Origin of the sequence: Pseudomonas sp. S3E12 (assembly GCF_001702295.1) — a bacterium.
GTDB classification, from domain to species: domain Bacteria; phylum Pseudomonadota; class Gammaproteobacteria; order Pseudomonadales; family Pseudomonadaceae; genus Aquipseudomonas; species Aquipseudomonas marginalis.
The window spans coordinates 1-19,979 of record NZ_MBDT01000008.1 but is presented as its reverse complement, the minus strand read 5'-3'; the positions used below and the strand labels follow the sequence as shown (position 1 = coordinate 19,979).

General features: G+C 60.4%; 20 protein-coding genes and 3 pseudogenes. 6 read left to right on the top strand and 17 right to left on the bottom strand.

Annotated features, from left to right (window positions below; genetic code table 11):
* Positions 1 to 47: 47 nt before the first annotated feature.
* The 4 genes from BB029_RS10235 to BB029_RS10220 all read right to left on the bottom strand — a co-directional run bounded on the left by BB029_RS10235 (position 48) and on the right by BB029_RS10220 (position 4,530).
* On the bottom strand, positions 48 to 1,664 hold the full coding sequence (locus BB029_RS10235) for an inorganic phosphate transporter (RefSeq protein WP_065925286.1): 1,617 nt from the start codon (positions 1,662 to 1,664) through the stop codon (positions 48 to 50).
* A gap of 164 nt (positions 1,665 to 1,828) precedes the next feature.
* Entirely contained in the window at positions 1,829 to 2,848 is a 1,020-nt protein-coding gene (locus BB029_RS10230; protein WP_027605631.1) for a transporter, read from the bottom strand.
* A 148-nt stretch (positions 2,849 to 2,996) separates the two neighbouring features.
* On the bottom strand, positions 2,997 to 3,302 hold the full coding sequence (locus BB029_RS10225; protein ID WP_027605632.1) for a PepSY domain-containing protein: 306 nt from the start codon (positions 3,300 to 3,302) through the stop codon (positions 2,997 to 2,999).
* 100 nt (positions 3,303 to 3,402) lie between these two features.
* A complete protein-coding gene (locus BB029_RS10220; RefSeq protein WP_065939114.1) occupies positions 3,403 to 4,530 on the bottom strand; it encodes a glycerophosphodiester phosphodiesterase family protein in 1,128 nt (375 codons plus the stop codon).
* Positions 4,531 to 4,762: 232 nt separating this feature from the next.
* Between BB029_RS10220 and BB029_RS10215 the strand changes: the two genes are divergently transcribed.
* Positions 4,763 to 5,086: a DUF2025 family protein gene (locus BB029_RS10215; RefSeq protein ID WP_027605634.1), complete on the top strand. Its 324-nt coding sequence runs from the start codon at positions 4,763 to 4,765 to the stop codon at positions 5,084 to 5,086.
* 271 nt (positions 5,087 to 5,357) lie between these two features.
* Here BB029_RS10215 and BB029_RS10210 read toward each other — a convergent pair whose 3' ends face one another.
* Both BB029_RS10210 and BB029_RS10205 read right to left on the bottom strand, forming a co-directional pair.
* Positions 5,358 to 5,681, bottom strand: a complete 324-nt coding sequence (locus BB029_RS10210; RefSeq protein ID WP_027605635.1) for an antibiotic biosynthesis monooxygenase — start codon at positions 5,679 to 5,681, stop codon at positions 5,358 to 5,360.
* Positions 5,678 to 6,385: a CTP synthase gene (locus tag BB029_RS10205; RefSeq protein WP_065939113.1), complete on the bottom strand. Its 708-nt coding sequence runs from the start codon at positions 6,383 to 6,385 to the stop codon at positions 5,678 to 5,680. Before BB029_RS10205 ends, BB029_RS10210 begins: the two co-directional genes overlap by 4 nt.
* Before the next feature lie 80 nt (positions 6,386 to 6,465).
* On the opposite strand from BB029_RS10205, the gene BB029_RS10200 reads away from it, so the two are divergent.
* Positions 6,466 to 7,347, top strand: coding sequence for a LysR family transcriptional regulator (locus BB029_RS10200; RefSeq protein WP_065939112.1), 882 nt, complete (start codon positions 6,466 to 6,468; stop codon positions 7,345 to 7,347).
* A 32-nt stretch (positions 7,348 to 7,379) separates the two neighbouring features.
* Here BB029_RS10200 and BB029_RS10195 read toward each other — a convergent pair whose 3' ends face one another.
* From BB029_RS10195 to BB029_RS10180, 5 genes and pseudogenes are all read right to left on the bottom strand, one after another.
* Positions 7,380 to 7,901 (bottom strand): DUF1003 domain-containing protein, encoded by a 522-nt coding sequence (locus tag BB029_RS10195; RefSeq protein ID WP_065925253.1) that lies wholly within the window; start codon positions 7,899 to 7,901, stop codon positions 7,380 to 7,382.
* 84 nt (positions 7,902 to 7,985) lie between these two features.
* A pseudogene (locus BB029_RS34145) lies at positions 7,986 to 8,423 on the bottom strand (methyl-accepting chemotaxis protein); the annotation flags it as partial.
* Positions 8,424 to 8,534: 111 nt separating this feature from the next.
* A pseudogene (locus BB029_RS34140) lies at positions 8,535 to 9,305 on the bottom strand (PAS domain-containing protein); the annotation flags it as partial.
* Positions 9,306 to 9,569: 264 nt separating this feature from the next.
* Positions 9,570 to 10,628: a diguanylate cyclase gene (locus tag BB029_RS10185; protein WP_065939111.1), complete on the bottom strand. Its 1,059-nt coding sequence runs from the start codon at positions 10,626 to 10,628 to the stop codon at positions 9,570 to 9,572.
* A gap of 190 nt (positions 10,629 to 10,818) precedes the next feature.
* Entirely contained in the window at positions 10,819 to 11,445 is a 627-nt protein-coding gene (locus tag BB029_RS10180) for a TetR/AcrR family transcriptional regulator (RefSeq protein ID WP_065939110.1), read from the bottom strand.
* A 123-nt stretch (positions 11,446 to 11,568) separates the two neighbouring features.
* Here BB029_RS10180 and BB029_RS10175 point away from each other — a divergent pair, with 123 nt between their 5' ends.
* The 4 genes from BB029_RS10175 to BB029_RS10160 all read left to right on the top strand — a co-directional run bounded on the left by BB029_RS10175 (position 11,569) and on the right by BB029_RS10160 (position 15,764).
* A complete protein-coding gene (locus BB029_RS10175; protein WP_065939109.1) occupies positions 11,569 to 12,627 on the top strand; it encodes an MBL fold metallo-hydrolase in 1,059 nt (352 codons plus the stop codon).
* Between the two features lie 107 nt (positions 12,628 to 12,734).
* Positions 12,735 to 13,520, top strand: a complete 786-nt coding sequence (locus BB029_RS10170; RefSeq protein ID WP_256558187.1) for a hypothetical protein — start codon at positions 12,735 to 12,737, stop codon at positions 13,518 to 13,520.
* A gap of 101 nt (positions 13,521 to 13,621) precedes the next feature.
* Positions 13,622 to 15,127, top strand: a complete 1,506-nt coding sequence (locus BB029_RS10165) for an amidase family protein (protein ID WP_065939107.1) — start codon at positions 13,622 to 13,624, stop codon at positions 15,125 to 15,127.
* 79 nt (positions 15,128 to 15,206) lie between these two features.
* A complete protein-coding gene (locus tag BB029_RS10160) occupies positions 15,207 to 15,764 on the top strand; it encodes an AAA family ATPase (RefSeq protein WP_065939106.1) in 558 nt (185 codons plus the stop codon).
* Here BB029_RS10160 and BB029_RS10155 read toward each other — a convergent pair.
* From BB029_RS10155 to BB029_RS10135, 6 genes and pseudogenes are all read right to left on the bottom strand, one after another.
* On the bottom strand, positions 15,694 to 16,074 hold the full coding sequence (locus BB029_RS10155; RefSeq protein ID WP_065939105.1) for a helix-turn-helix transcriptional regulator: 381 nt from the start codon (positions 16,072 to 16,074) through the stop codon (positions 15,694 to 15,696). The genes BB029_RS10160 and BB029_RS10155 overlap by 71 nt on opposite strands.
* A 94-nt stretch (positions 16,075 to 16,168) precedes the next feature.
* Complete coding sequence (locus BB029_RS10150; RefSeq protein ID WP_065939104.1) at positions 16,169 to 17,116, bottom strand: hypothetical protein; 948 nt, start codon at positions 17,114 to 17,116, stop codon at positions 16,169 to 16,171.
* A 54-nt stretch (positions 17,117 to 17,170) separates the two neighbouring features.
* Positions 17,171 to 17,338: pseudogene (locus BB029_RS33680) on the bottom strand (MFS transporter); the annotation flags it as partial.
* A gap of 5 nt (positions 17,339 to 17,343) precedes the next feature.
* Positions 17,344 to 17,991: an HAD-IB family hydrolase gene (locus tag BB029_RS10145; protein ID WP_043293519.1), complete on the bottom strand. Its 648-nt coding sequence runs from the start codon at positions 17,989 to 17,991 to the stop codon at positions 17,344 to 17,346.
* 73 nt (positions 17,992 to 18,064) lie between these two features.
* The gene (locus BB029_RS10140; protein WP_065939103.1) at positions 18,065 to 18,778 is read right to left on the bottom strand and encodes an HNH endonuclease signature motif containing protein; all 714 of its coding nucleotides are present in this window, start codon (positions 18,776 to 18,778) and stop codon (positions 18,065 to 18,067) included.
* A gap of 199 nt (positions 18,779 to 18,977) precedes the next feature.
* The coding region (locus BB029_RS10135; RefSeq protein ID WP_065939102.1) for a ribonucleotide-diphosphate reductase subunit beta at positions 18,978 to 19,979 on the bottom strand (1,002 nt) is incomplete at its 5' end.

The window sequence follows — 19,979 nt, the reverse complement described above, 5'->3', positions numbered from 1 at the left end:
AATGTGGGAGGGGCTTGCTCCCTCCCACATTTTCAATCTGAGGTTGGTCAGAAGAGTTTGGTGAACAGCCAGTAGAGGCTGCCGGACAGCAGAATCGCCGCCGGCAAGGTGAGCACCCACGCCATCAGCAAATTGCGGATGGTCCGCATCTGCAACCCACCCCCATTGGCCACCATGGTCCCCGCCACACCCGACGACAACACATGGGTGGTCGATACCGGCAGCCCGAACATATCCGCTGCACCAATGGTCAGCATCGCCACGGTCTCGGCCGAGGCGCCCTGGGCGTAAGTCAGGTGGGTCTTGCCGATCTTCTCGCCCACGGTGACCACGATGCGCTTCCAACCAACCATGGTGCCCAGCCCCAGGGCGATGGCCACGACAATCTTCACCCACAGCGGAATAAAGCGCGTGGCATCGTCGATCTGTTGCTTGAACAGTTGCAGCTTGCCTTGGGTGTCGGCGTCGAAATTGCCGACCTTGCCTTTGTCCATCAGGCGAATGGTTTCGCTGCTCAGGTACATATCGTTACGCACGTTGCCCACGGCTTCGGCGGGGACTTTGGCCAGGGAACCGTAGCCTTTGACCTGGTCACCGATCTGGCCGGCGAGGGCGGCGAGGGCGGGAATCAACTCGGGCGTGGCTTCCTTGGTGCGCATGTAGGTCGAAAGCACCGGCCGCGGGTCACCCGCCAACGCCAGCGGCGCTGTTTTCATCAGCGCCACCTGGGTCACTTCGGCGACTGCGGCGAACTGCAACGACTGTTCGGCCGGCATGGCGCGGTTCAGCGCATAGGCCATCGGCAGGGTACCCACCAGGATCAGCATGATCAGGCCCATGCCTTTTTGCCCATCGTTGGAACCGTGGGCAAAGGACACGCCGGTGCAGGTGGCGATCAGCATGCCGCGAATCCACCAGGGCGGCGGAGTGTCGCCCTTGGGGGCCTTGTACAACGCACGGTTTTTCACAAAGGCGCGCAGGGCCAGCAACAGCAAGGCGGCAAAGGCGAAGCCGATCAGCGGCGAGAGCAGCAGCGCATAACCGATCTTGATCGCCTGGCTCCAATCCACACCGCTGGTGCCGTCACGCCCGTGCATCAAGGCATTGGCCACGCCGACGCCGATGATCGAACCGATCAGGGTGTGGGACGACGAGGCCGGCAAACCCAGCCACCAGGTGCCGAGGTTCCACAGGATCGCGGCGATCAGCAACGCGAAGATCATCGCGAAGCCGGCCGATGAACCCACCTGCAGAATCAGCTCCACCGGCAGCAAGGCAATGATGCCGAACGCCACCGCGCCGCTGGACAGCAGCACACCGAGGAAATTGAAGAAGCCCGACCACACCACCGCAAACTGCGGCGGCAGCGAGTTGGTGTAGATCACCGTCGCCACCGCGTTGGCTGTATCGTGGAAACCGTTGACGAACTCGAAACCCAGGGCAATCAACAGCGCCACACCCAGCAGCAGGAACGGCGTCCACGTGGTGAGCTGGGCGCCCATTTCGTGCATGTCGTGCATGAGGCTGTAGGCGGTAAACAACAGGCCCATGGCAAGCACGGCGAAGAAAACGATCACCGTCACCAGGCCGGGTTTCTTGTCCAGGCGCGGTTTTGAATCGACGGAGGATGAGTGCGTGGAGGCAGTCAGGGAAGGGGTGGCCATGCCGGGCATCCGTGTGGGGAGGATGCCGTTCATATTCATTGCAGAATGTTACAGCGATGCTGCCGCAGGTCATTGTTTAGGTAATTGGATCTGCCACTGGTCTACAAAACACCGTAGTCCTCATGGGGGAGGGGCGGTGCGACGATTCGACCGTTGGTTTCATTTCAATTTGAAAACTTGCGAAACGCCCAGCGCCCGGCGATCAGCGTGAAGGTCGCGACCAACGCCACCAGGATCCAGAACCCCTCCGGGTCCTGTGAGAGCGGCACACCGCCCACGTTCATGCCGAAAAAGCCGGCGATGATGTTGATCGGCAACGCCAGCACCGTCACCACGGTAAGGGTGAACAGCGTGCGGCTGCTTTGCTCGTTGAGGTTGGCGGCGATCTCTTCCTGCAGCAGCTTGATCCGTTCGCCCAGCGCCGTCAGGTCGTTGATGATCAGCGCAAACTCCTCGGTGGATTTGCGCAGTTCCTTCACGTCTTCCTTTTGCAGCCATTGCGGCGGGCGGTTGAGCAGGCGCAGCAGCGAACCCGGTTCCAAAGCGAGCAGGCGTTGCAGGCGCACCAGCACCCGGCGCGCCGCCCCCAGTTCCGCGCGGTTGGTGGACAGGCGCGAGGACAGCAACTGGTCCTCGATATGGTCGACGCTGATGCTGGTCTTGCGCACGATCTGGGTCAGCACTTCCCCCTGGTCGCGCAGCAGGTGCACCAGCAACTCCAGCGGCGAGCGAAAGCGTTCGCCGGCCTTGACCGACGAGCGCAACTTGTCCACCGAGTGCAAGGGTTGCAGGCGTGCGCTGATCAACAGCCGGCTGCGGGCGCAGACCCACAGCGTGGAAATATCCGACGACACCATGCTGCTGAAGTTGAACACCACGTCGTTGACCACCGCCAGCAAGGCTGAGTCGACGTGTTCGATGCGAGTGGAGCGCGAGCCTTCGTGCAGGGCCTCGAAGAATTCTTCGGGTAAATCCAGGTTGGCCTGCATCCAGCGTTCGCAGGCGGCGTGGGCCAGGTTCAGGTGCAGCCACAGGAACTCTTCCGGGTCTGCGGGTTGCTGCAAGGCCGCAAGGGCTGCGGCCGAATCAATCTGTTCGCCCTTTTCACCGGGACGAAAACGAAAACCGTAAAGCAAGCCAAACAGGTCGGAGTCCTGGTGGCTGTGGTCGAGGCTGTGGTTCATGGAGACTCGCAGAGAAAGCGCCTGTAGGACGTTTCACAGGTTCGCGTGGGCGAATCATTGCAAGGAGGTATGACAGTTATATGACGTTTTAACGGTGCGCATAAAAAAACGCGCCACCCGGAGGTGGCGCGTTTTTTCTAGGTTCAACTCAAGTGTCTTGCTTGTTTTCCAGCACCGCGCCGGTCTTGGCGTCGAGCTTCACTTCAAAGCGCTTGCCGGCGGTGTCGGTCAGGTCGACTTCGTAGACCAGTACCCCGTTTTTGTGGTCCAGCTCGGTGTCGGTGATGCTGCTACCGGCGTGTGTGGCGACGGCGGCGGCGTTGAGTTTCTCGAACGGCATCACGGCGCCGGACTTGAGCAGGCCTTCAATCTGGTCCGGGCGAACATCGGCCTGGGCCAGGCCGGCGGTCAGGGTCAGGGCGGTGGCGGCGAACAGGGCGGTCAGGGTTTTCATGGTGTGTATCCTTCTCTGGTGAGCTGTTTAAGTGGCGCCAGATTAACCGGCGCAACTTAACTCATCCTTAATGGCGCACTGACACCAATGCCCGGCTTACTCAGTACTTATAGTCGTTCAGCAGGTCCTGAACGCTGGACGACGGCCAGCGCTTGTAGAACTTCAGCAGCTCGGCGGCGCGGTTGGTGAAGATGCCGTCGACGCCGGCCTTCATCACTTTGTCGAAGTCGACTGGCTCGTCCACGGTGTAGACGTGCACCAGCAGGCCCTTGTCGTGGGTCAGCTTGTTCATTTCAGGTTTCACCAGGTCGGTGTAGCTCTGGTCGCCGTGGTCGGTCAGCTCAGCCGATGGGCCGGTACCGATGGCGCCGAGGCGCTTGGCTTCGTCGACCCACTTTTCGAACTCGGCGGCGTCTTTCGGCTCTTGCTTGGCGTAATAGGCGGCCTTGGTCGGTTCGCCGGATTCGGCAAAGGTTTGCGTGGATTTCGGCTCGATGCTGCCCGGGCCAACCCACAACAGCAGGATTTTCGGGGTGTTCGGCATCTCTTTCTGCAGCTCTTTCAAGCTGTCTTTTTCAAACGTCTGCAGCACCACACGACCCTTGCCCTGGCCGACGCCGGTGTTGCTCTTGCCCAGCTTGGAGCCGGCGGAGCTCAACCAGCCTTTATCCAGCAGCTTGTTTTTCAGGTCGGCTTCGATACCCGGGAATTGCTTGGGCTCCTTGGTTTCGATGTACAGGCCGGGTTTGTGCTGCGGGTTGCCTTCGGCGATCTTGATGATGTCGTCCAGGCTCAGGATCTTCAGGCCAACGAAACCTGGACGCGCACGGTCCGGGTAGGCAGCGTTGAACCAGCTGCCGGCGTCGAGGGTTTGCAGTTCTTTCCAGGTGAACTCGTTGGCCGGAGCGTCCTTGCGCTCAGGGAACTTGGTGGTCACGTCGGTGGTGCGCTGCAGGTTGTTGTCGTGCAGGGCGAACAGCACGCCGTCCTTGCTGCGCTGCAGGTCGAGTTCCAGGTAGTCGGCTCCCAGGTCGCGCGCGACTTTGTAGGCGGCGGCGGTGGATTCCGGCGCGTCGTAGGACGCGCCACGGTGAGCGATCACGGCGGGGTAGGGAATGCCTTCGTTTGTCGCCAGTTCAGCCGGGCTGATCGGTTCGGCAGCCTGTGCCTGGCCGAGGCCAAGCGCCAGTGCGAGCAGCAGGGCGCTCTTGGAAAACGTGACAGGCATATGCGAAGTCCTTTCGTGGAGGTAGCTTTGAGAAGGCCTCCTTTTTAACAATTGATTGCGAAAGGCGCTATCACCAAACCGACATTAACGTGCGCACGTGCCAATTTTCTCGGTTTTTTTGCGCGGCATTGCAGTACTCTTGCTCACAGCCGCCCCGCCAGAGGACGGTATTTTCTGCCACGCGTGTAAACCATCTTTCCAGTCCCTGTGGGACTTTTCAGTGAGGTTTACCATGCGCATCACCTCCGAGCTTATCTGCCAGGCCGCCGACCAACTCCACGGTTTTGTTGGCCTCAACCGCAAGACCGGCCAGTACATCGTGCGTTTCAGCGAAGACTCCTTCGGCATGGACGTGGCCGACGACGGCATTATCCCCACCGCTGAATTTGTCTGGCTGCCGGCCCCCGAGCAGACCATGACCCTGTCCCGCGAGCGTATCCAGTTGCTGCTCGACCAGAATATCGACGACCGCATCAACATCAGCGAGCCGCTGCGCGTGTACATGAAACGGGTGGAGATTCCACAGATCAGTGCGCTGCGCAGTCTGGTGAGCTAGACGGCGTAGGCGGTGAGCGAGCGTTCTGTGGCAGGCCGGTTTGTTGTGGTGAGCTGGCCTGTTGTGGTGAGCGGGCTTGCCCCGCGCTGGGGCGCGAAGCGGCCCCTGAGCCAGACGCTGCGGTTAGTCAGGAGAACCGCGTTAACTGAATTGGGGCTGCTTCGCAGCCCAGCGCGGGGCAAGCCCGCTCACCACAACGGGCCCACTCACCACAACCGGCCCATTCACCACAACAGGCCTGCTCGCCACAGAGGGCCAGGCGATACGACGGTTACTGGCCTTGGAATGTGTAGGCCCGCTCCACCTTGCACACCCGTGTCTGAAACGCCGAGTACCAGGTGGCACGTCCTTGTTCGCGCACCGCCCGGTGCTCGGCCTGCTGCTTCCAGGCCAGGATCGCCGCCTCGCTGCTCCAGTAGGACACGGTAATGCCCAGGCCATCCTCCCGCGCCGATTCCACCCCGAGAAACCCCGGTTGATCGCGAGCCAACTCCAGCATGCGGGCGGCAGCCTGGCCGTAGCCTTGATCGCCGTCGGTGCGCAATGAGCTGAAAATCACTGCGTAGTAGGGCGGGGCGGGGGTCTTGGCGATCATGCGTATTGCTCCTGGCAGGCCTTGAGCAAGGCAATCGCCAAAGGCGGCGTGATGCCCTTGAGGGCGGCGCGTTCAGGCTGGAACAGGGTGGCGACGAAAAATGGATGGTCGAGCAACTCCACCGCGCGCAGATCGCCGGCTGCATCATGCCCGCTGGGAATCATCTCGCGCTCGAGCAGCGCATCGGCGAATTCGGGGTTGATGCCGTAGCGGCAGCGGTAACCTTCCTCGATGTCAAGACGGCCATAGGCTTCTGCGATGCGCGTGTAGGGTGTCAGGCGCAGGCTGTCGGTGGCGTCAACCAGTGCGCAGCTCAAGGGGGTGATCACTGCGCGCTCAGCGCCCGGCGCCAGTTCGCCATGTTCGGCATCGGCCCAGCCCAGCACGTTGCGGGCGTATTCCAGCACTGCATGTTGAAAACCACCGCAAGTGCCGAGGAAAGGTCGCCGCTGTTCGCGGGCAAAACGGATCGCCCGCAATGCGCCGTCGGTGTCGCGGTAGGGGCTGGCGGGCACGCACCAGAAACCGTCGAAGCCGTGCAATGCTGTGGTGGGCGTGAGGGTGTCGGTGTCGAGCCATTGCATTTGAACCTGCAAACCGAGGGTTTCGGCGGCCCGTTGCAGCGCGACGGGAATGGCCTGGTGCGCGATGACATCGGGGTTGTAATCGCCGATCAGGGCGAGGTGCAGGGTGGTGGCTTTCATCGTGTGCGTCCCATGGCTTGTGGTGTCCTGATACGCACTATAGATTGGCGCGCACGCAATCAATATTGGCGTTTACCCACATGCTCAATGCAGCCACGCACTATCAACTCGATTACCCCGACCTGTCGTTGATCCTCGCCCTGGTGCGTGGCGGCACCCTGGCGCGGGCGGCGGCGTTATTGCGGGTGGATGTGTCCACGGTGTTCCGCGCGGTGCGACGGCTGGAGGCCGCATTGGGCCAGACGCTGTTTGAAAAAAGCCGCGCCGGCTACCTGCCCACCAACCTGGCGAGCAACCTGGCGCAGCAGGCCGAACGTGCCGAACAAGCGCTGGAGGCGGCGCGCATCGGCGTGGAGCAGGGCGGCGAGGTGATCAGCGGCACGGTGCGCCTGACCTGTACCGACTCGGTGCTGCAAGGGCTGCTGCTGCCGGCGCTGGCGCAGTTCATGCCTGACTACCCGGCGCTGACCCTGGAGCTGAGCACGTCGAATGATTTCGCCAACCTCAGCCGCCGCGATGCCGACATCGCCCTGCGCCTGACCAGGACTCCGCCGGCGCATCTGGTCGGCCGTTGCCTGGGGGCCGTGGCGTATCAGGTATGTGCCAGCCTCACGTATGCGCATCAACACGCCGCACGCTCACTGGCGGACCTGGCCTGGATCGCGCCGGACGACTTCCTGCCCGACCATCCCACCGTGACCTGGCGCCGCGAACACCTGCCCGGTGTACGCCCCAGCTATCGCTGCAACAGCATGTTGTCGGTGACCGAACTGGTGCGGGCCGGGTTGGGGGTGGCGGCGCTGCCTGATTTTCTGCTGGATGACGGCCTGCAACCCCTGGGCCCCGCGTTGGCCGGGCACGACACCGCGTTATGGCTGCTGACGCGCCCCGATTGCCGCGCGTTGCGCTCGGTGGTGACGCTGTTTGATGAGTTGGGCCGGCATGTGCAGATGAAACCCTGACACACCCTCCCTCCCACATGGCATTCGCGTTGTTATTGAGGTTTTCGCACGTAGTGCTCATGCATTTCGCACGTCAGGGTTTCGATGTGTTCGGTCAGTTGCTTGGTCATTTCCGTCAGCCGGGTGTTTTGCTCCAGCAATTCGAGCAGCTGTCTGGTGGTTTGCGCGGCCTGGGCCTGGCGTTCGGTATTGGCGATGGCCAGGGCTTCACGGTGTTGCGCATCGGCGTCGGACTGGGCTTTGTCGCGTGCCGCCTGGCGCGTCTGGGCCAGCAGGATCAGCGGCGCGGCATAGGCGGATTGCAGGCTGAAGGCCAGGTTGAGGAGGATGAACGGGTACACGTCGAAGTGGGTGATGCCGGTTACGTTCAGCACCACCCACAAGATCACGATCGCGGTTTGCGCACCGAGGAAGGTCGGTGTACCAAAGAAGCGCGCAAAGGCCTCGGCCTTGAGGGCAAAGGTATCGTTGCCGAAGGTCGGCGCCAGGTGGGCGTGGCGGCGGTGAAAACGCAGGTGATCGACGGGGGCGGTTTCGGGCTTGTCGGGGGTCATGGTCGGCTCGGGTCATCAACGTTAAGACAGTGAATCACTATAGTCCTGGCGACCTGTCTTACACATGAATAACCCGTGGCCTACTTAGTGGGCACCCCGCTCATTGGCAAACGCACTCACCGCGTGCACCGCCTCGCTGGTGCCTTCGCGAATCTGCAGCATCACCGTACCGGCCTGGTCGGCCAGCTCCACGCCCTGGGCGGCGCGGTCGCGGGTCGCGTCCATGCTGTCGATGGCTTGGCGGGTTTCAGCCTGGATCACCGCGATCATGCTGGAAATCTCCGTGGTGGACCCGCTGGTGCGCGCCGCCAACTGCCGCACTTCATCGGCCACCACGGCAAAACCACGGCCCTGTTCACCCGCGCGCGCCGCTTCGATAGCGGCATTGAGTGCCAACAGGTTGGTTTGTTCGGCAATGCCGCGAATGGTGTTGACGATGGTGGTGATCTGCTGCGAACGCTCGCCCAGCTTGGCGATCAGTTGCGAGGAGTTGTCGATGTCCGAGGAGATTTCACGCATGCCGCTGGCTGTTTTCTGGATCACGTCGGCGCCTTTTTCCGCCATGTCCTGGGTGTGCAGGGACAGGTGATAAGCCTGGGCGGCGCTCTGCGCGTCAGCGGCATGTTGTTGCACGCGCGCAGTGATGTCCGAGGCGAACTTCACCACTTTGCGCAGGCGTCCGCTGGCGTCGTACACCGGGTTGTAGCTGGCTTCGAGCCAAACAGGCCGGCCGTTTTTATCCACGCGCTCGAACTGGCCGCTGAACAATTCACCCTGGTTCAGGCGTCGCCAGAACTCGCTGTAGGCTGAGCTCGCGGCGGTCTCCGGGGTGCAGAACAGACGATGATGCTGGCCCTGGATCTGCGCCAGGCTATAGCCCATGCGCTGCAGAAAGTTGGCGTTGGCGGTGATGATCGTGCCGTCGAGGTTGAACTCGATGACGGCCATGGCCCGGCCGATGGCTTCCAACTTGGCGTTGGCCTCGCTTTCGGCCTGCAGGCGCGGGGTAACGTCCAGGGCGTACTTCACCACTTTGATCACACGGCCCGCGTTATCACGTACCGGGGTGTAGCTGGCTTCCAGCCACACCGACTGACCATTGCCGCCCACCCGTTCAAAGGTACCTGATTGGAACTGACCCTTTTGCAGGTTGGCCCAGAGTTGCTGGTACTCGGCGCTGCGGGCGAAGGCGGGCGTGCAGAACATCCGGTGGGATTGGCCTTCGATCTGCTCGGCGCGGTAGCCCAGGGTATTGAGGAAGTTGTCATTGGCCCGCAGCACGAGGCCTTGCGGATCAAATTCGATCACCGCCATGGAGCGTTCGATGGCGTCCAGCAGGCTGGCCTGGTGAGCCACGGTGTGTTGCAGGGTATCGATGGTTTTCTTATGGGCGTTGAATAGCATGTTCGGGGGCTCGGGCAAGCACGCGTCTGGGAGGATCCATGTATAGGCGCCTGCCTCCGTAAGGCATTTGCCCTACGGTTGACCTGCTCATTGTCAGCTTCCTTGTGCTGACAGCGGGGGGTGGAACAACGGGTTAAGAGTCATCAGCCTGACAAGAAGTTCGCCCCATGGGCAGGACCATTTTTGGGTAGGCGACCAGTGGAGGCATTGTGCTATCTCGTGCGGGGCTGCAGGGAGGATTCAGACCGGTGTCGCAGGACAACGTCAGGCGGAACAGGCTATCCGATCGTCGTTGACACTGACTCGATTACGCCCGGTGTCCTTGGCGGCATAAAGTGCCCGGTCCGCCGCGTTCAGCCACATGGCTGCGTCGGTGAAGCGCGGCTGGAAGTCCGCCAGGCCGATGCTCAGGCTGACGCGCAATTCCGGTATGTGCGGGGTGCGGTAGTTGCCGAATGTTTCGCGCATCTGCTCCATGATCTGCGCCGCTTGCTCCAGAGGCATTTGCGGAAGAATCACACAGAACTCATCGCCACCGTAACGTCCGGCCAGGTCGTTTTCCCGCAGGTTGCGCCGCAGTTCCAGGCTCAGTTGCCGCAGCACCGTGTCGCCGACGATATGACCGTGGGTATCGTTGATCTGCTTGAAGTGGTCAATATCGATCAATGCGATGGTGGCGTGGCTTTGCTGCTGCTGGCACTTGTGGAACTTGAGGTGCAGCAGATCTTTCCACGAGCCGTGGTTGAGCAGGCCGGTGAGGCTGTCGGTGCGGCTCAGGGCACTGAGGGCGCGTTTATGTTCCGAGAGCTTGATCGCCAGTTGATAACAGACCATGCCGATGGCCATGGGGTAGAGGGTCAGCATCGGCAGGCAGGAGTAGACCTGCAGCAGGCTGACGTCGGGGTTGAACTGGATGCCGAACAGCGCCCACGCCACGCCGATCCCCAGCCCCTGGGCGAGCAGGCCACGCAGGAACAGGCGCCGGCCGCCGGCGGCGACGTTGTTCATGGTCATCATCGACAGGATGGTCACGGCTGTCAGCGGCGTGAACTGCGTGGCCGCCGCCCAGAACCCGCCGAGTACCGAGTCATACAGAAAGTTGCGCTGTTCAGCCTGGTAAGGGAATGGCGAGCGGGTGGACAGCTGGTACGCCAGGTGCGCCCAGGCAAACCCATTGAACAGCAGTAATGCCCAGACCCAGCCCGGCATGGCGAGCGGGTACAGGGCGCCGGTGACGCTGATGCTGCCGACACCCAGGCCGATGATCCTTGGCTGGTAGATACGCCGGGCAAATGAGAGCCCTTTGCCTCGTCTGTTTTCCATAAATTCCTGGTTCAGCTGTTTTCCACATTTACCGCGGCGCGCGGTCACCGGATCGACCGTTGATCGCATAAGGCCTGTGAATATTGTCAGTTATTCCCATAGGAATAATCAGTGGCCTTCCAGGCCATTTGCGCAAAACAGAGGGCGAATGCGTCAAAAGCGACCAGGAATGTCGCTCCTGCAATGGTTTTTACTCGGGGCGGGGGGCGCTGACTTCATAGCCGGCCAGGAACAGGTCGATGGCCGACTCAATGACGCGCGCCTGGTGAGCGGCATCCAGGGTCGGCTGGCCCAACGTGATCTGCGGCCAGAACGCGAAAGCCTTGAGCAGGCTTTGAATCTGGTGGGCGGCAAACGCCGGGTCGGTGCAGGAGAGGCGGCCGTCTTCCTGGGCGGCGCGTACCCACTGGGTAAAGCCTTCTTCGCGCTGGCTCAGGCGGGTGACCATGTCTTGCGCACGTTCCGGCGAGTGGATGGTGGCGGCGATGGCTACCCGGGCCAGATCGAGGAAATTGGTGTCCGACATCATCTTCATCTTGGCGTCCAGCAACCCGCGCAATTGTTCGCGCAGCGGGCGCTCGCTGGTGTAGCTGACATCGAGTTGGGCGACGCTGCTGGCCCAGAGCTGGTGAAGGATTTCGGCGAACAGCTCTTCCTTGCTGGCGAAATGGTTATACACCGTGCGCTTGGACACCCCAGCGGTGGCGGCGACCTTGTCCATGCTGGTGACCTCGAAGCCGTTATCGCGAAACTCAGCGATGGCCGCTGCCACGATGGCTTGGCGTTTGCGGTCGGTGAGGCGTTGAGGGGCAGTCATGGGTGGCGTTCGGCTCTTGAGGGTAAATTACACTGGGTAGTTTACTTGCTGCGGATTTTGTTGCAATCTTGAAACTACACTGTGCAGTGTAACTTATGAGCGGACCGTAGGAGTCACTCTGTAATGGCCACCATCTCAACCCGCCTCAAGTCTTCACCTGCGGCGCCCAAGCCTGCCGAGCAGGACCTGGGGCGTTTCAGCAACGAGGCCCCCGTGCAGCACGGTGGCTTTGGCAAGACCTTGCGTATCTTCTGGAACATGCTGTTTAACAAACCACGCAGCACGCGCCCGGTGGGGCAGATCCCGGTGCAACCGCTGACCCGCGAGCAATTGTTGGCGGCGCCTGATCACAGCGTGTTCCGCCTGGGGCATTCCACCGTATTGCTGAAAATGCGCGGCAAGTTCTGGCTGACCGACCCGGTGTTCGCCGAGCGTGCTTCGCCATTCAGTTGGGCTGGCCCCAAGCGTTTCCACCAGCCGCCTATCCGTCTTGAAGAGCTGCCGCCCCTGGAGGCGGTGATTCTTTCCCACAACCACTACGACCATCTTGACCATAAGGCTGTGGTCCAACTGGCCGGCAAGACCCGTTACTTTATCGCGCCGCTGGGCGTGGGCGACATCCTGGTCAAGTGGGGTGTCGACGCCAGCAAAGTGCGGCAGCTGGATTGGTGGCAAGGCACCGAGGTGGATGGCATTCGCTTTGTCGCCACGCCGGCGCAGCACTTTTCCGGGCGCGGCCTGTTTGATGCCAACCAGACCCTCTGGTGTTCCTGGGTGATGATTGACGGCACGCGCCGCATCTTTTTCAGCGGCGACACCGGCTACTTCGACGGCTTTAAACGCATCGGCGAACAGTACGGCCCGTTCGATCTGACGTTGATGGAAACCGGTGCTTACAACGTCGACTGGCCCCATGTGCACATGCAGCCGGAGCAAACCCTGCAAGCGCATATCGACCTCAGGGGCCGTTGGCTGCTGCCGATCCACAACGGCACTTTCGACCTGGCGTTCCATGCCTGGCACGAACCTTTCGACCGCATCATGGCGCTGGCGTGGGAGCGCAATGTGTCGATTACCACACCGCCGATGGGCCAGGCGTTCAGCTTGAACCAGCCGGAGCGTGGATATGCATGGTGGCTGGAAGTGGAAACCCAAGGTGCACAAGAGCACCTTGTGGGCTGAGGGCGCAGAGGTAATGGAAAAGGAGTTTTCAAGTTGTTTCGGGTCTGCGACAGGCTCCGACGAGGATGCGATGATCCCCGGAAAATGATTTCAGGGGAGACGTTCCGATGGACAGCAAATGCAGAAAGTTTTCTCGAGCGGATGCGGTTTGCCAGGTGGGCCAGCCGTTGCCTGCGCTCTTGGATATGACCAATTCGGCGCCTTCATGCCTGCGCCCTTCCACCGATCAAGCGCCCCCCCGCAGTATCGCGTTTGATGTCGATCCCCACCCTCAAACCCACCCCAATGGTGGGGGCCTGATCCCCGGGTATAACGTACCGGCACTTCCCATCAGACCCATGCGTGATCCCTCGTTGATGCTGATTGCCTTAAGCGGTATCGAACCAGAGGGCCAGGTGATGGTGGAGGTTCCGCTGGTGCAGAACAACAGTCCCTTTACCGCCATGCAAGTGTTGGCCGGCAGGCGCGTGGGGTATGCCGACCGATATGGACGTGGCGATGGTCACGAACCGATTCAACACCGTGCGCCCTTCATACGGGCGCTGAACGTTTTGCGCCGGGCCGGGGCGCAACTGATACCGGTGCCGGCGCAACGGGTCGACGGCACCCTCACGTTCAACCTGCACACGCATAATGAAATCGATGAACTTGTAAATGAGTACCGGCTGGATGCTCTCGTGTCGGACAGCCAAAGTGCTGCATTCCATGGTGCGTGCTGGAGTGGTTACCCGAGGTTTGGCGAGGCTCTCGATGGCGGCGGGACGTTGTGGCTCTACGGTGCACGATGGTCGAAGGAATCGTTGGCGGCGCTGGCGCAGGGTTATCGCAATGCTTGTTGCCTGGAAAATGCACAGCATGGGCTACCGGGTGTGTTGAACAATCCCACGGGTTGAACTGCCTGCATCAGGCAGGATGGGGAGAGGGAAGTTTTTAGACTGGCGCACGGCTCAATGATGGTCCTTCGTCATTTCTTACTCTTCTCCCGAGGTGGTTCATGTTTGGAATTGGATATGGTGTGAATGCGTTTGTCAGCCATGCGGCGTCTTGGATGGGGTTGCCGTTGACAGCCGATACCTCCAAACCGGTACCGCCGGGAACGGAATGGGCCAGTGTTCGCGCGCTCAGTGAACAAATGGCCAGGCCAGGCGGGCTCACATCGGAAGATCTGGTCACCTTCCTGCAGGAGCGCATTCGCAAACGCGACCCTGGATTAAACGCCATCATCGAGCTCAACCCGCAGGTGCTGGAGATTGCTCGCGAGCTGGATCGCGAGCGCGCCAGCGGCAAGGTCCGAGGACCGCTGCATGGCATTCCCGTGCTCATCAAGGACAATATCGAGACGGGCGACACCCAGCAAACCAGCGCAGGCGCCTTCGGATTGGTGGGGGCTGCGGCGATCAAGGACGCGTTTATCGTCGAACGCCTGCGCCAGCAAGGCGCAGTGATCCTGGGTAAAACCAACCTGACCGAACTGGCCGGCTTTCGCGGCAGCCCCGACGGTTTCAGCCAGCGGGGCGGGCAAACGCTCAATCCACATCAAGCGGACGCAGAGGTGGGTGGGTCAAGCTCGGGCTCGGCTGTAGCGGTCGCGGCTGGTTTGGCGCCCTTGGCCGTCGGCACCGAAACCAATGGTTCGATCGTAGTCCCGGCGGCGTTTAACGGGGTGGTCGGTTTCAAGCCGAGCGTGGGGGTGCTGAGCCGCAGCGGCATCATTCCTGCCAGCCATCGACAGGACACGCCGGGGCCCATGACGCGTTCGGTGTTTGATGCCGCGTTGTTGCTCAACGCCATGTCGGGCAGCGACCCTCAGGATTCAGCCAATGTGGATGCCCCCCAAGGCATTGACTACACCGCGTTGCTCAAGCCTGGCGCCTTGAAGGATAAACGTATTGGTTATCCCGCAACCTTTTCCGTGAATGGTGAAAACCTGCCGGTGGACAATAGCCCTCAGTTTCAAAAAACCCTTGATGTGCTTCGCGCACAAGGTGCAGTACTCGTACCGGTAAACATGCGGCTGGCGGATGCATCACGCTATGGCGAACTATTGTTTGCTGATGTGAAGAGTGAGTTGAATGATTACTTGGACAAGCGCGGTGGGCTGCCGGTCAAGTCAGTTTCCGAGTTGATCGCGTTCAATGAAAAACGCGATGGCAACGACATCGACCACCAGCCGCTGCTCAAGGAAATCGACGCATCCACCCTGACATCCGAGGAGCGCAAGCCGCTATGGGATGCACTTATCCAGGATTTTCGCAGCACAGTGGATGAGCTGATTGACGGGGAAAAGCTCGATGCCGTGGTGTCGGACTTTGAAACGAACAGCTATTTTGCAGTCGCAGTGGCCGGTTATCCAGGGATCTCGGTACCTTCCGGCAAAGACGAGCACGGCATGCCGGCCAGTGCATACTTCTTTGGTGCCCGCTGGACCGAACCCACACTGCTTGCCGTAGCCCATGGCTACGAGCAAGCCGCGAAGGCAGGTTCCAGGACCGGGCGTTGAACAACAGGCGGTTGTTGGCGTTTGTAAACTCAAGGGCTGACGCCTTCAAAAGACACACTCAATGCGATGGAGGGACGCCATGGCCTATCGAATTCATATCCTCGGTGCTGCGGGGGCGGGCACTACCACCCTGGGCAGGGCCTTGGCAGAGAGTCTGGACGTCGCTTACTTCGACACTGACGACTACTACTGGCAGCAAACCGACGCCCCCTTCACCGTTGCCCGGCCCAAGGATGAACGCATCCGCCTGCTGCAGGAGCAGACTGCCGGCCTGGAAGGCTGGGTGCTGTCCGGTTCACTGTGCGGCTGGGGCGACGCGATGATCGCGCAGTTCACCCACGTGGTGTTCCTGCGCCTCGACCCGCACGTGCGCCTGCACCGCCTGCGCCTGAGGGAAGTGCAACGCTACGGTGATGAAATCCTGGAAGGTGGCAGTCGCCACGAGAACAGCGTCGCCTTCCTGGCCTGGGCCGCTCGTTACGACAACGGCAACCACAGCCTACGCAGCCTGCGTCGGCATGAAACCTGGTTGGCGGCACTGACCTGTCCGGTGATCCGCTTGGACTCTACGCACCATGTGGTTGGGGCGCTGGTGAATCAATTGATGCCGCTGTTGAGCCCATCAACCGCGACATAATGTTTTGTGCTGCGGGTTCGGCAGGGGCGGTGTCAAACCGCCGTACACTCATGCCCCACCCCGGCGCAAACCCCGGGAAAAACACCAGCCCCTGCGCCTCAAACCGAAAAGCCAATGCCAGGCGGGCTTCATCAGCCACGTCGCCCTGGCTTTCGAACTGTTGGATGGCATCCACCGTTACACCCGCCTGGCGGGCCAGCTCCTCGCGGCTCCAGCCCAGCATCGCGCGGGCCTGTACGCTGTGTTTGGCGGTGAATTGATGCAGGACGATCTGCTGTTCTACGAAAGAGCTCATTGCCAGGGAGGACATGGGGTTTCTCCAGGGTTCGACGGGGGAAGGCAAACTATACTGTGTTTTTGTACAGTTGTTTTGACCGCTCATCAACTGGATGTTTATCGACCCACTATTCCAACCCCGGCGCCTCACGAATGATCAGGTGATCGAGGTTCTCGATATTCGCGCTGAACACCCCGAACGTCTGCTCGGGGTTTTTCTTGCTGGGCACCTGTTTCAGCTCCGGTGTGACCCCGTAGAAGAAACAATACAACGCCCGCTCACTGTCCGCCGCCGCCCTGATCTGCTCCAGGAACGCCTTGCGCTTGCGGTAGTTCTCGATGAGCTTTTTGCTCAGGTAGACGTTGACCGAGTAGGGCTTTTTGTCGAGCCACACCTTCTTTTCAAAGTCGATGCGAAAGCTGCTGGTGTAGTCCTTGATCGCTTTGACCTTGCCCCAGTAGATCAGGCCCTTGTTGTCTTGCAGGTATTCGATCTTCTTGAAAAACGCCGCGTAAGTCGCGGAGTGCTCGCCGATTTTCAGCGGCATGTTTTTCAGCTTTTCCTTGTCGTCGATGTTCGACACATAACATTCCACGGGGTGGGCAAACACGCTGGTTTTGTCCGGGGTGGTGTCGTTGGAACTGACAGATTCGCCGCTGCGGGGTGAAGGTGTTTTCGCTGAATCTTGTGGGACCAGCCCCTCGGTGCCGACCTCCGCGGTTTTACGCTCGTACGTACGACGTGTCAGCACAAACTCCGATGGGAAATTATCCTCACGCTCATCGCCGTTTTCGCCCTCTGCGCTCTTGTGGAGACTGGCATAGCGGCAGCCGTCGATATGCCGGGTGCTCGGCGTGTTTTTGAAGTGCGGGGTGCGTTGGTAGTTGACGTTCTTGGCGTTGAACGTGCTCAGCACATTGCCTGCTTCGAAGGCGGCACGACAGGCATCGTTGGGGCACAGGAAACTGTCCTGGTCGGAATCGTAGGTGGCGGTTTCGTCGAAATTCAGGTCTCGTACGTCGTAGATCGACAGCTTGTCATCGAGACTCAGGCTGTAGGCCGTGTCGAATTTCATGGGGCTCGGGTCCGTGAGAGGTTTCGCTATTAATAGCGGGAACCCGCGTAAATATCAGCAAGAACCTGCAACCCGTCGTCCGCTGAGGAAGCACAAGGTCCCGCCTATCGCTGTGAGTGTACCCAAGGCATAGAACATGCTGGCCGGCGCCGCGTTGATCAGCAGATACCCGCATATCACCGGGCTCATCGCCTCACCGAACGCCGCCAGGTTCTGCGCCCCCCGAATCACCGCTGCAACCGAGCCCGCTTTTTCTTCTTCGCATGAAAATGCCGAAAATGCGCATCCTGCGCGGCCGCCAACAACTCCCGATCCCCACGCGTATCGCCCCAGGCCCGCAGCCGATACTCGCCCAAATCGCCATACACCGCTTCCAGCCGCAGCACTTTATTCTCACACCGGCAGTTATTCCCGGTGAGCTTGCCGGTCAACACCCCGTCGACCACCTCAAGCTCAGTGCCAATCAACTTGATCCCAAGCCGATCGGCAAACGGCTGCAGCACCAACGCCGGCGACGCCGAACACAGCGTCACCACCGCCCCCGAGCCCAACTCCTGCTCCACCGACAACACCCCCGCCGGGCGCATCAACCGTGCCCAATTGCGCTGGCAATACTCCTCGGCCTTCTGCTGCACCCACGTCTTCTCCACCCCGGTCATAAAGGTGCGGATCAACTGCGCCTTCAACTCATCCCGGCTGATCTGCCGCACCAAAAAGCGCAGCCCGGGCACGGCCAGCTTGACCATTCGGCCATAAAACTCGCCGGTGCCAAAGGCAAACTTGAGGAAGGGCACGAAACTGTCGTGGTGGGTCAGGGTGCCGTCGAAGTCAAAGACGGAGAGTACTTTGGCATCCACAGGGCCGGCTTCGAGCATGTCTGGGTTCACGGGTTGGCCTCGGTCCTATCTAGTATTTTTTTGAGCGTGCATCAGGTGTGACAGCAGGAGTCTACTCCCGTGCCAATCTTCCGACCTTGGCGTAAAGCCCTTCGGTGAAAGCCTCCCGGTCACTCGACCGGTGACAACGCTGATGGCAATTGGGGCACAAGGCTACAGCATTGGTGATGCGATCCGAACCCTTCTGGGCCAGGTGCTTGACGTGATGTACTTCAAGAAATGGCAAACCGTCGACCTCAAACGGCGCGTTAGCGCCGCAGCCTTCGCAGATGCCCTCGGCCTCTTTCAGTACCCAGGCGCGTACCTTTGGGTCGCGAACAAAAGCGGTGCTGACGGTCGAGACCTTCTGCGGCTGGGCAATGCCGTCCGGTAGCTGAGTGAACGGTTGCTGCTGCAGTTTGGACGCGCGGCGGATAAGCGTTTGCTCGTCTGCTGTTTGGGCGGCGTCTTCGGATTCGAATACACCCTGTGCGGCCAGCGCTTGGCGGATACGTTGTTCGACGCCTGTGCCTACGTTCTTCGCAGGCTTATAGCCTTCGATACGGTCCCAGCCCATACGCACAAGCACGGTGGAGATATTTTGCATACGGAACTCGATAGAGCCCTTTGCACGGCCTGCCACCGGGCCTTCGCGTAGAAGGCGGTTTTCGAGGGCTTTGTTAAAAGGTTGGCCGCTCTTTTCCCAGGTCAGCATCTTCAAATACGCCTCGACCGCAGCTGCCAGCTCCGCGTCGCTCCAGTCCGTTTTGTCTTTCGTAATGTCCATACAGCCGCCGAGGGTAGAAAACCCTCGGACGATACTGAGTAGCCATTATTGCGTCTACGAAATTTCCTACGTTCTGACAGGAATGAGCGGACAACGCCATTGGTAACTGAATTGGCTGCTTTGTCTTGAAGGTTTCAAGCGAGCTTGCATAAAAAAGCCCTGAACAAGTCAGGGCTTCTCGGTTTAGCTGTGCTAAGAATTAATCCCAGCTCAACGCCCCACCCGTCTGATACTCAATAACCCGAGTCTCAAAGAAATTCTTCTCTTTCTTCAAGTCCATAATCTCGCTCATCCACGGGAACGGGTTAGTCGTCCCCGGATACTCTTCCTTCAAACCAATCTGCGACAGGCGACGGTTAGCGATGAACTTCAAATAGTCTTCCATCATCGCAGCGTTCATACCGAGCACCCCACGCGGCATGGTATCCCGCGCGTATTCGATCTCCAGCTGCGTCCCCTGCAAAATCATCTGGGTCGCTTCTTCCTTCATCTCGGCATCCCACAAATGCGGGTTTTCGATCTTGATCTGGTTGATCACATCTATACCGAAGTTCAAGTGCATCGACTCATCGCGCAGGATGTACTGGAACTGCTCGGCCACGCCGGTCATTTTGTTGCGGCGGCCCATGGACAGGATCTGGGTGAAGCCGCAGTAGAAGAAGATGCCTTCCAGCACGCAGTAGTAGGCGACCAGGTTGCGCAGCAGTTCCTTGTCGGTGTCGACGGTGCCGGTTTCGAACTTCGGATCGGAGATCGAGCGGGTGTATTTCAGGCCCCACGCTGCCTTTTTGGCGACCGATGGGATCTCGTGGTACATGTTGAAGATCTCGCCTTCGTCCATGGCCAACGATTCGATGCAGTACTGGTAGGCGTGGGTGTGGATCGCTTCTTCGAAAGCCTGGCGCAGGATGTACTGGCGGCACTCCGGGTTGGTGATCAGGCGGTACACGGCCAGCACCAGGTTGTTGGCGACCAGGGAGTCGGCGGTGGAGAAGAAGCCGAGGTTGCGCATGACGATGCGGCGTTCGTCGTCGGTCAGGCCTTCGGGGTTTTTCCACAGGGCGATGTCGGCGGTCATGTTGACCTCTTGCGGCATCCAGTGGTTGGCGCAGCCGTCGAGGTATTTCTGCCAGGCCCAGTCGTACTTGAAGGGCACGAGTTGGTTGAGGTCGGCGCGGCAGTTGATCATGCGCTTTTCGTC

Excerpts from the sequence above, each read along its gene's own strand:
- BB029_RS10170 (WP_256558187.1), top strand. The coding sequence starts at position 12,735 with ATGGACAGCAAATGCAGAAAGTTTTCTCGAGCGGATGCGGTTTGCCAG.
- BB029_RS10205 (WP_065939113.1), bottom strand. The coding sequence starts at position 6,385 with ATGAAAGCCACCACCCTGCACCTCGCCCTGATCGGCGATTACAACCCC.
- BB029_RS10220 (WP_065939114.1), bottom strand. The coding sequence starts at position 4,530 with ATGCCTGTCACGTTTTCCAAGAGCGCCCTGCTGCTCGCACTGGCGCTT.
- BB029_RS10235 (WP_065925286.1), bottom strand. The coding sequence starts at position 1,664 with ATGGCCACCCCTTCCCTGACTGCCTCCACGCACTCATCCTCCGTCGAT.
- BB029_RS10185 (WP_065939111.1), bottom strand. The coding sequence starts at position 10,628 with ATGGAAAACAGACGAGGCAAAGGGCTCTCATTTGCCCGGCGTATCTAC.
- BB029_RS10195 (WP_065925253.1), bottom strand. The coding sequence starts at position 7,901 with ATGACCCCCGACAAGCCCGAAACCGCCCCCGTCGATCACCTGCGTTTT.
- BB029_RS10150 (WP_065939104.1), bottom strand. The coding sequence starts at position 17,116 with ATGAAATTCGACACGGCCTACAGCCTGAGTCTCGATGACAAGCTGTCG.
- BB029_RS10225 (WP_027605632.1), bottom strand. The coding sequence starts at position 3,302 with ATGAAAACCCTGACCGCCCTGTTCGCCGCCACCGCCCTGACCCTGACC.
- BB029_RS10180 (WP_065939110.1), bottom strand. The coding sequence starts at position 11,445 with ATGACTGCCCCTCAACGCCTCACCGACCGCAAACGCCAAGCCATCGTG.
- BB029_RS10155 (WP_065939105.1), bottom strand. The coding sequence starts at position 16,074 with ATGTCCTCCCTGGCAATGAGCTCTTTCGTAGAACAGCAGATCGTCCTG.
- BB029_RS10165 (WP_065939107.1), top strand. The coding sequence starts at position 13,622 with ATGTTTGGAATTGGATATGGTGTGAATGCGTTTGTCAGCCATGCGGCG.
- BB029_RS10200 (WP_065939112.1), top strand. The coding sequence starts at position 6,466 with ATGCTCAATGCAGCCACGCACTATCAACTCGATTACCCCGACCTGTCG.
- BB029_RS10160 (WP_065939106.1), top strand. The coding sequence starts at position 15,207 with ATGGCCTATCGAATTCATATCCTCGGTGCTGCGGGGGCGGGCACTACC.
- BB029_RS10230 (WP_027605631.1), bottom strand. The coding sequence starts at position 2,848 with ATGAACCACAGCCTCGACCACAGCCACCAGGACTCCGACCTGTTTGGC.
- BB029_RS10215 (WP_027605634.1), top strand. The coding sequence starts at position 4,763 with ATGCGCATCACCTCCGAGCTTATCTGCCAGGCCGCCGACCAACTCCAC.
- BB029_RS10175 (WP_065939109.1), top strand. The coding sequence starts at position 11,569 with ATGGCCACCATCTCAACCCGCCTCAAGTCTTCACCTGCGGCGCCCAAG.
- BB029_RS10140 (WP_065939103.1), bottom strand. The coding sequence starts at position 18,778 with ATGGACATTACGAAAGACAAAACGGACTGGAGCGACGCGGAGCTGGCA.
- BB029_RS10145 (WP_043293519.1), bottom strand. The coding sequence starts at position 17,991 with ATGCTCGAAGCCGGCCCTGTGGATGCCAAAGTACTCTCCGTCTTTGAC.
- BB029_RS10210 (WP_027605635.1), bottom strand. The coding sequence starts at position 5,681 with ATGATCGCCAAGACCCCCGCCCCGCCCTACTACGCAGTGATTTTCAGC.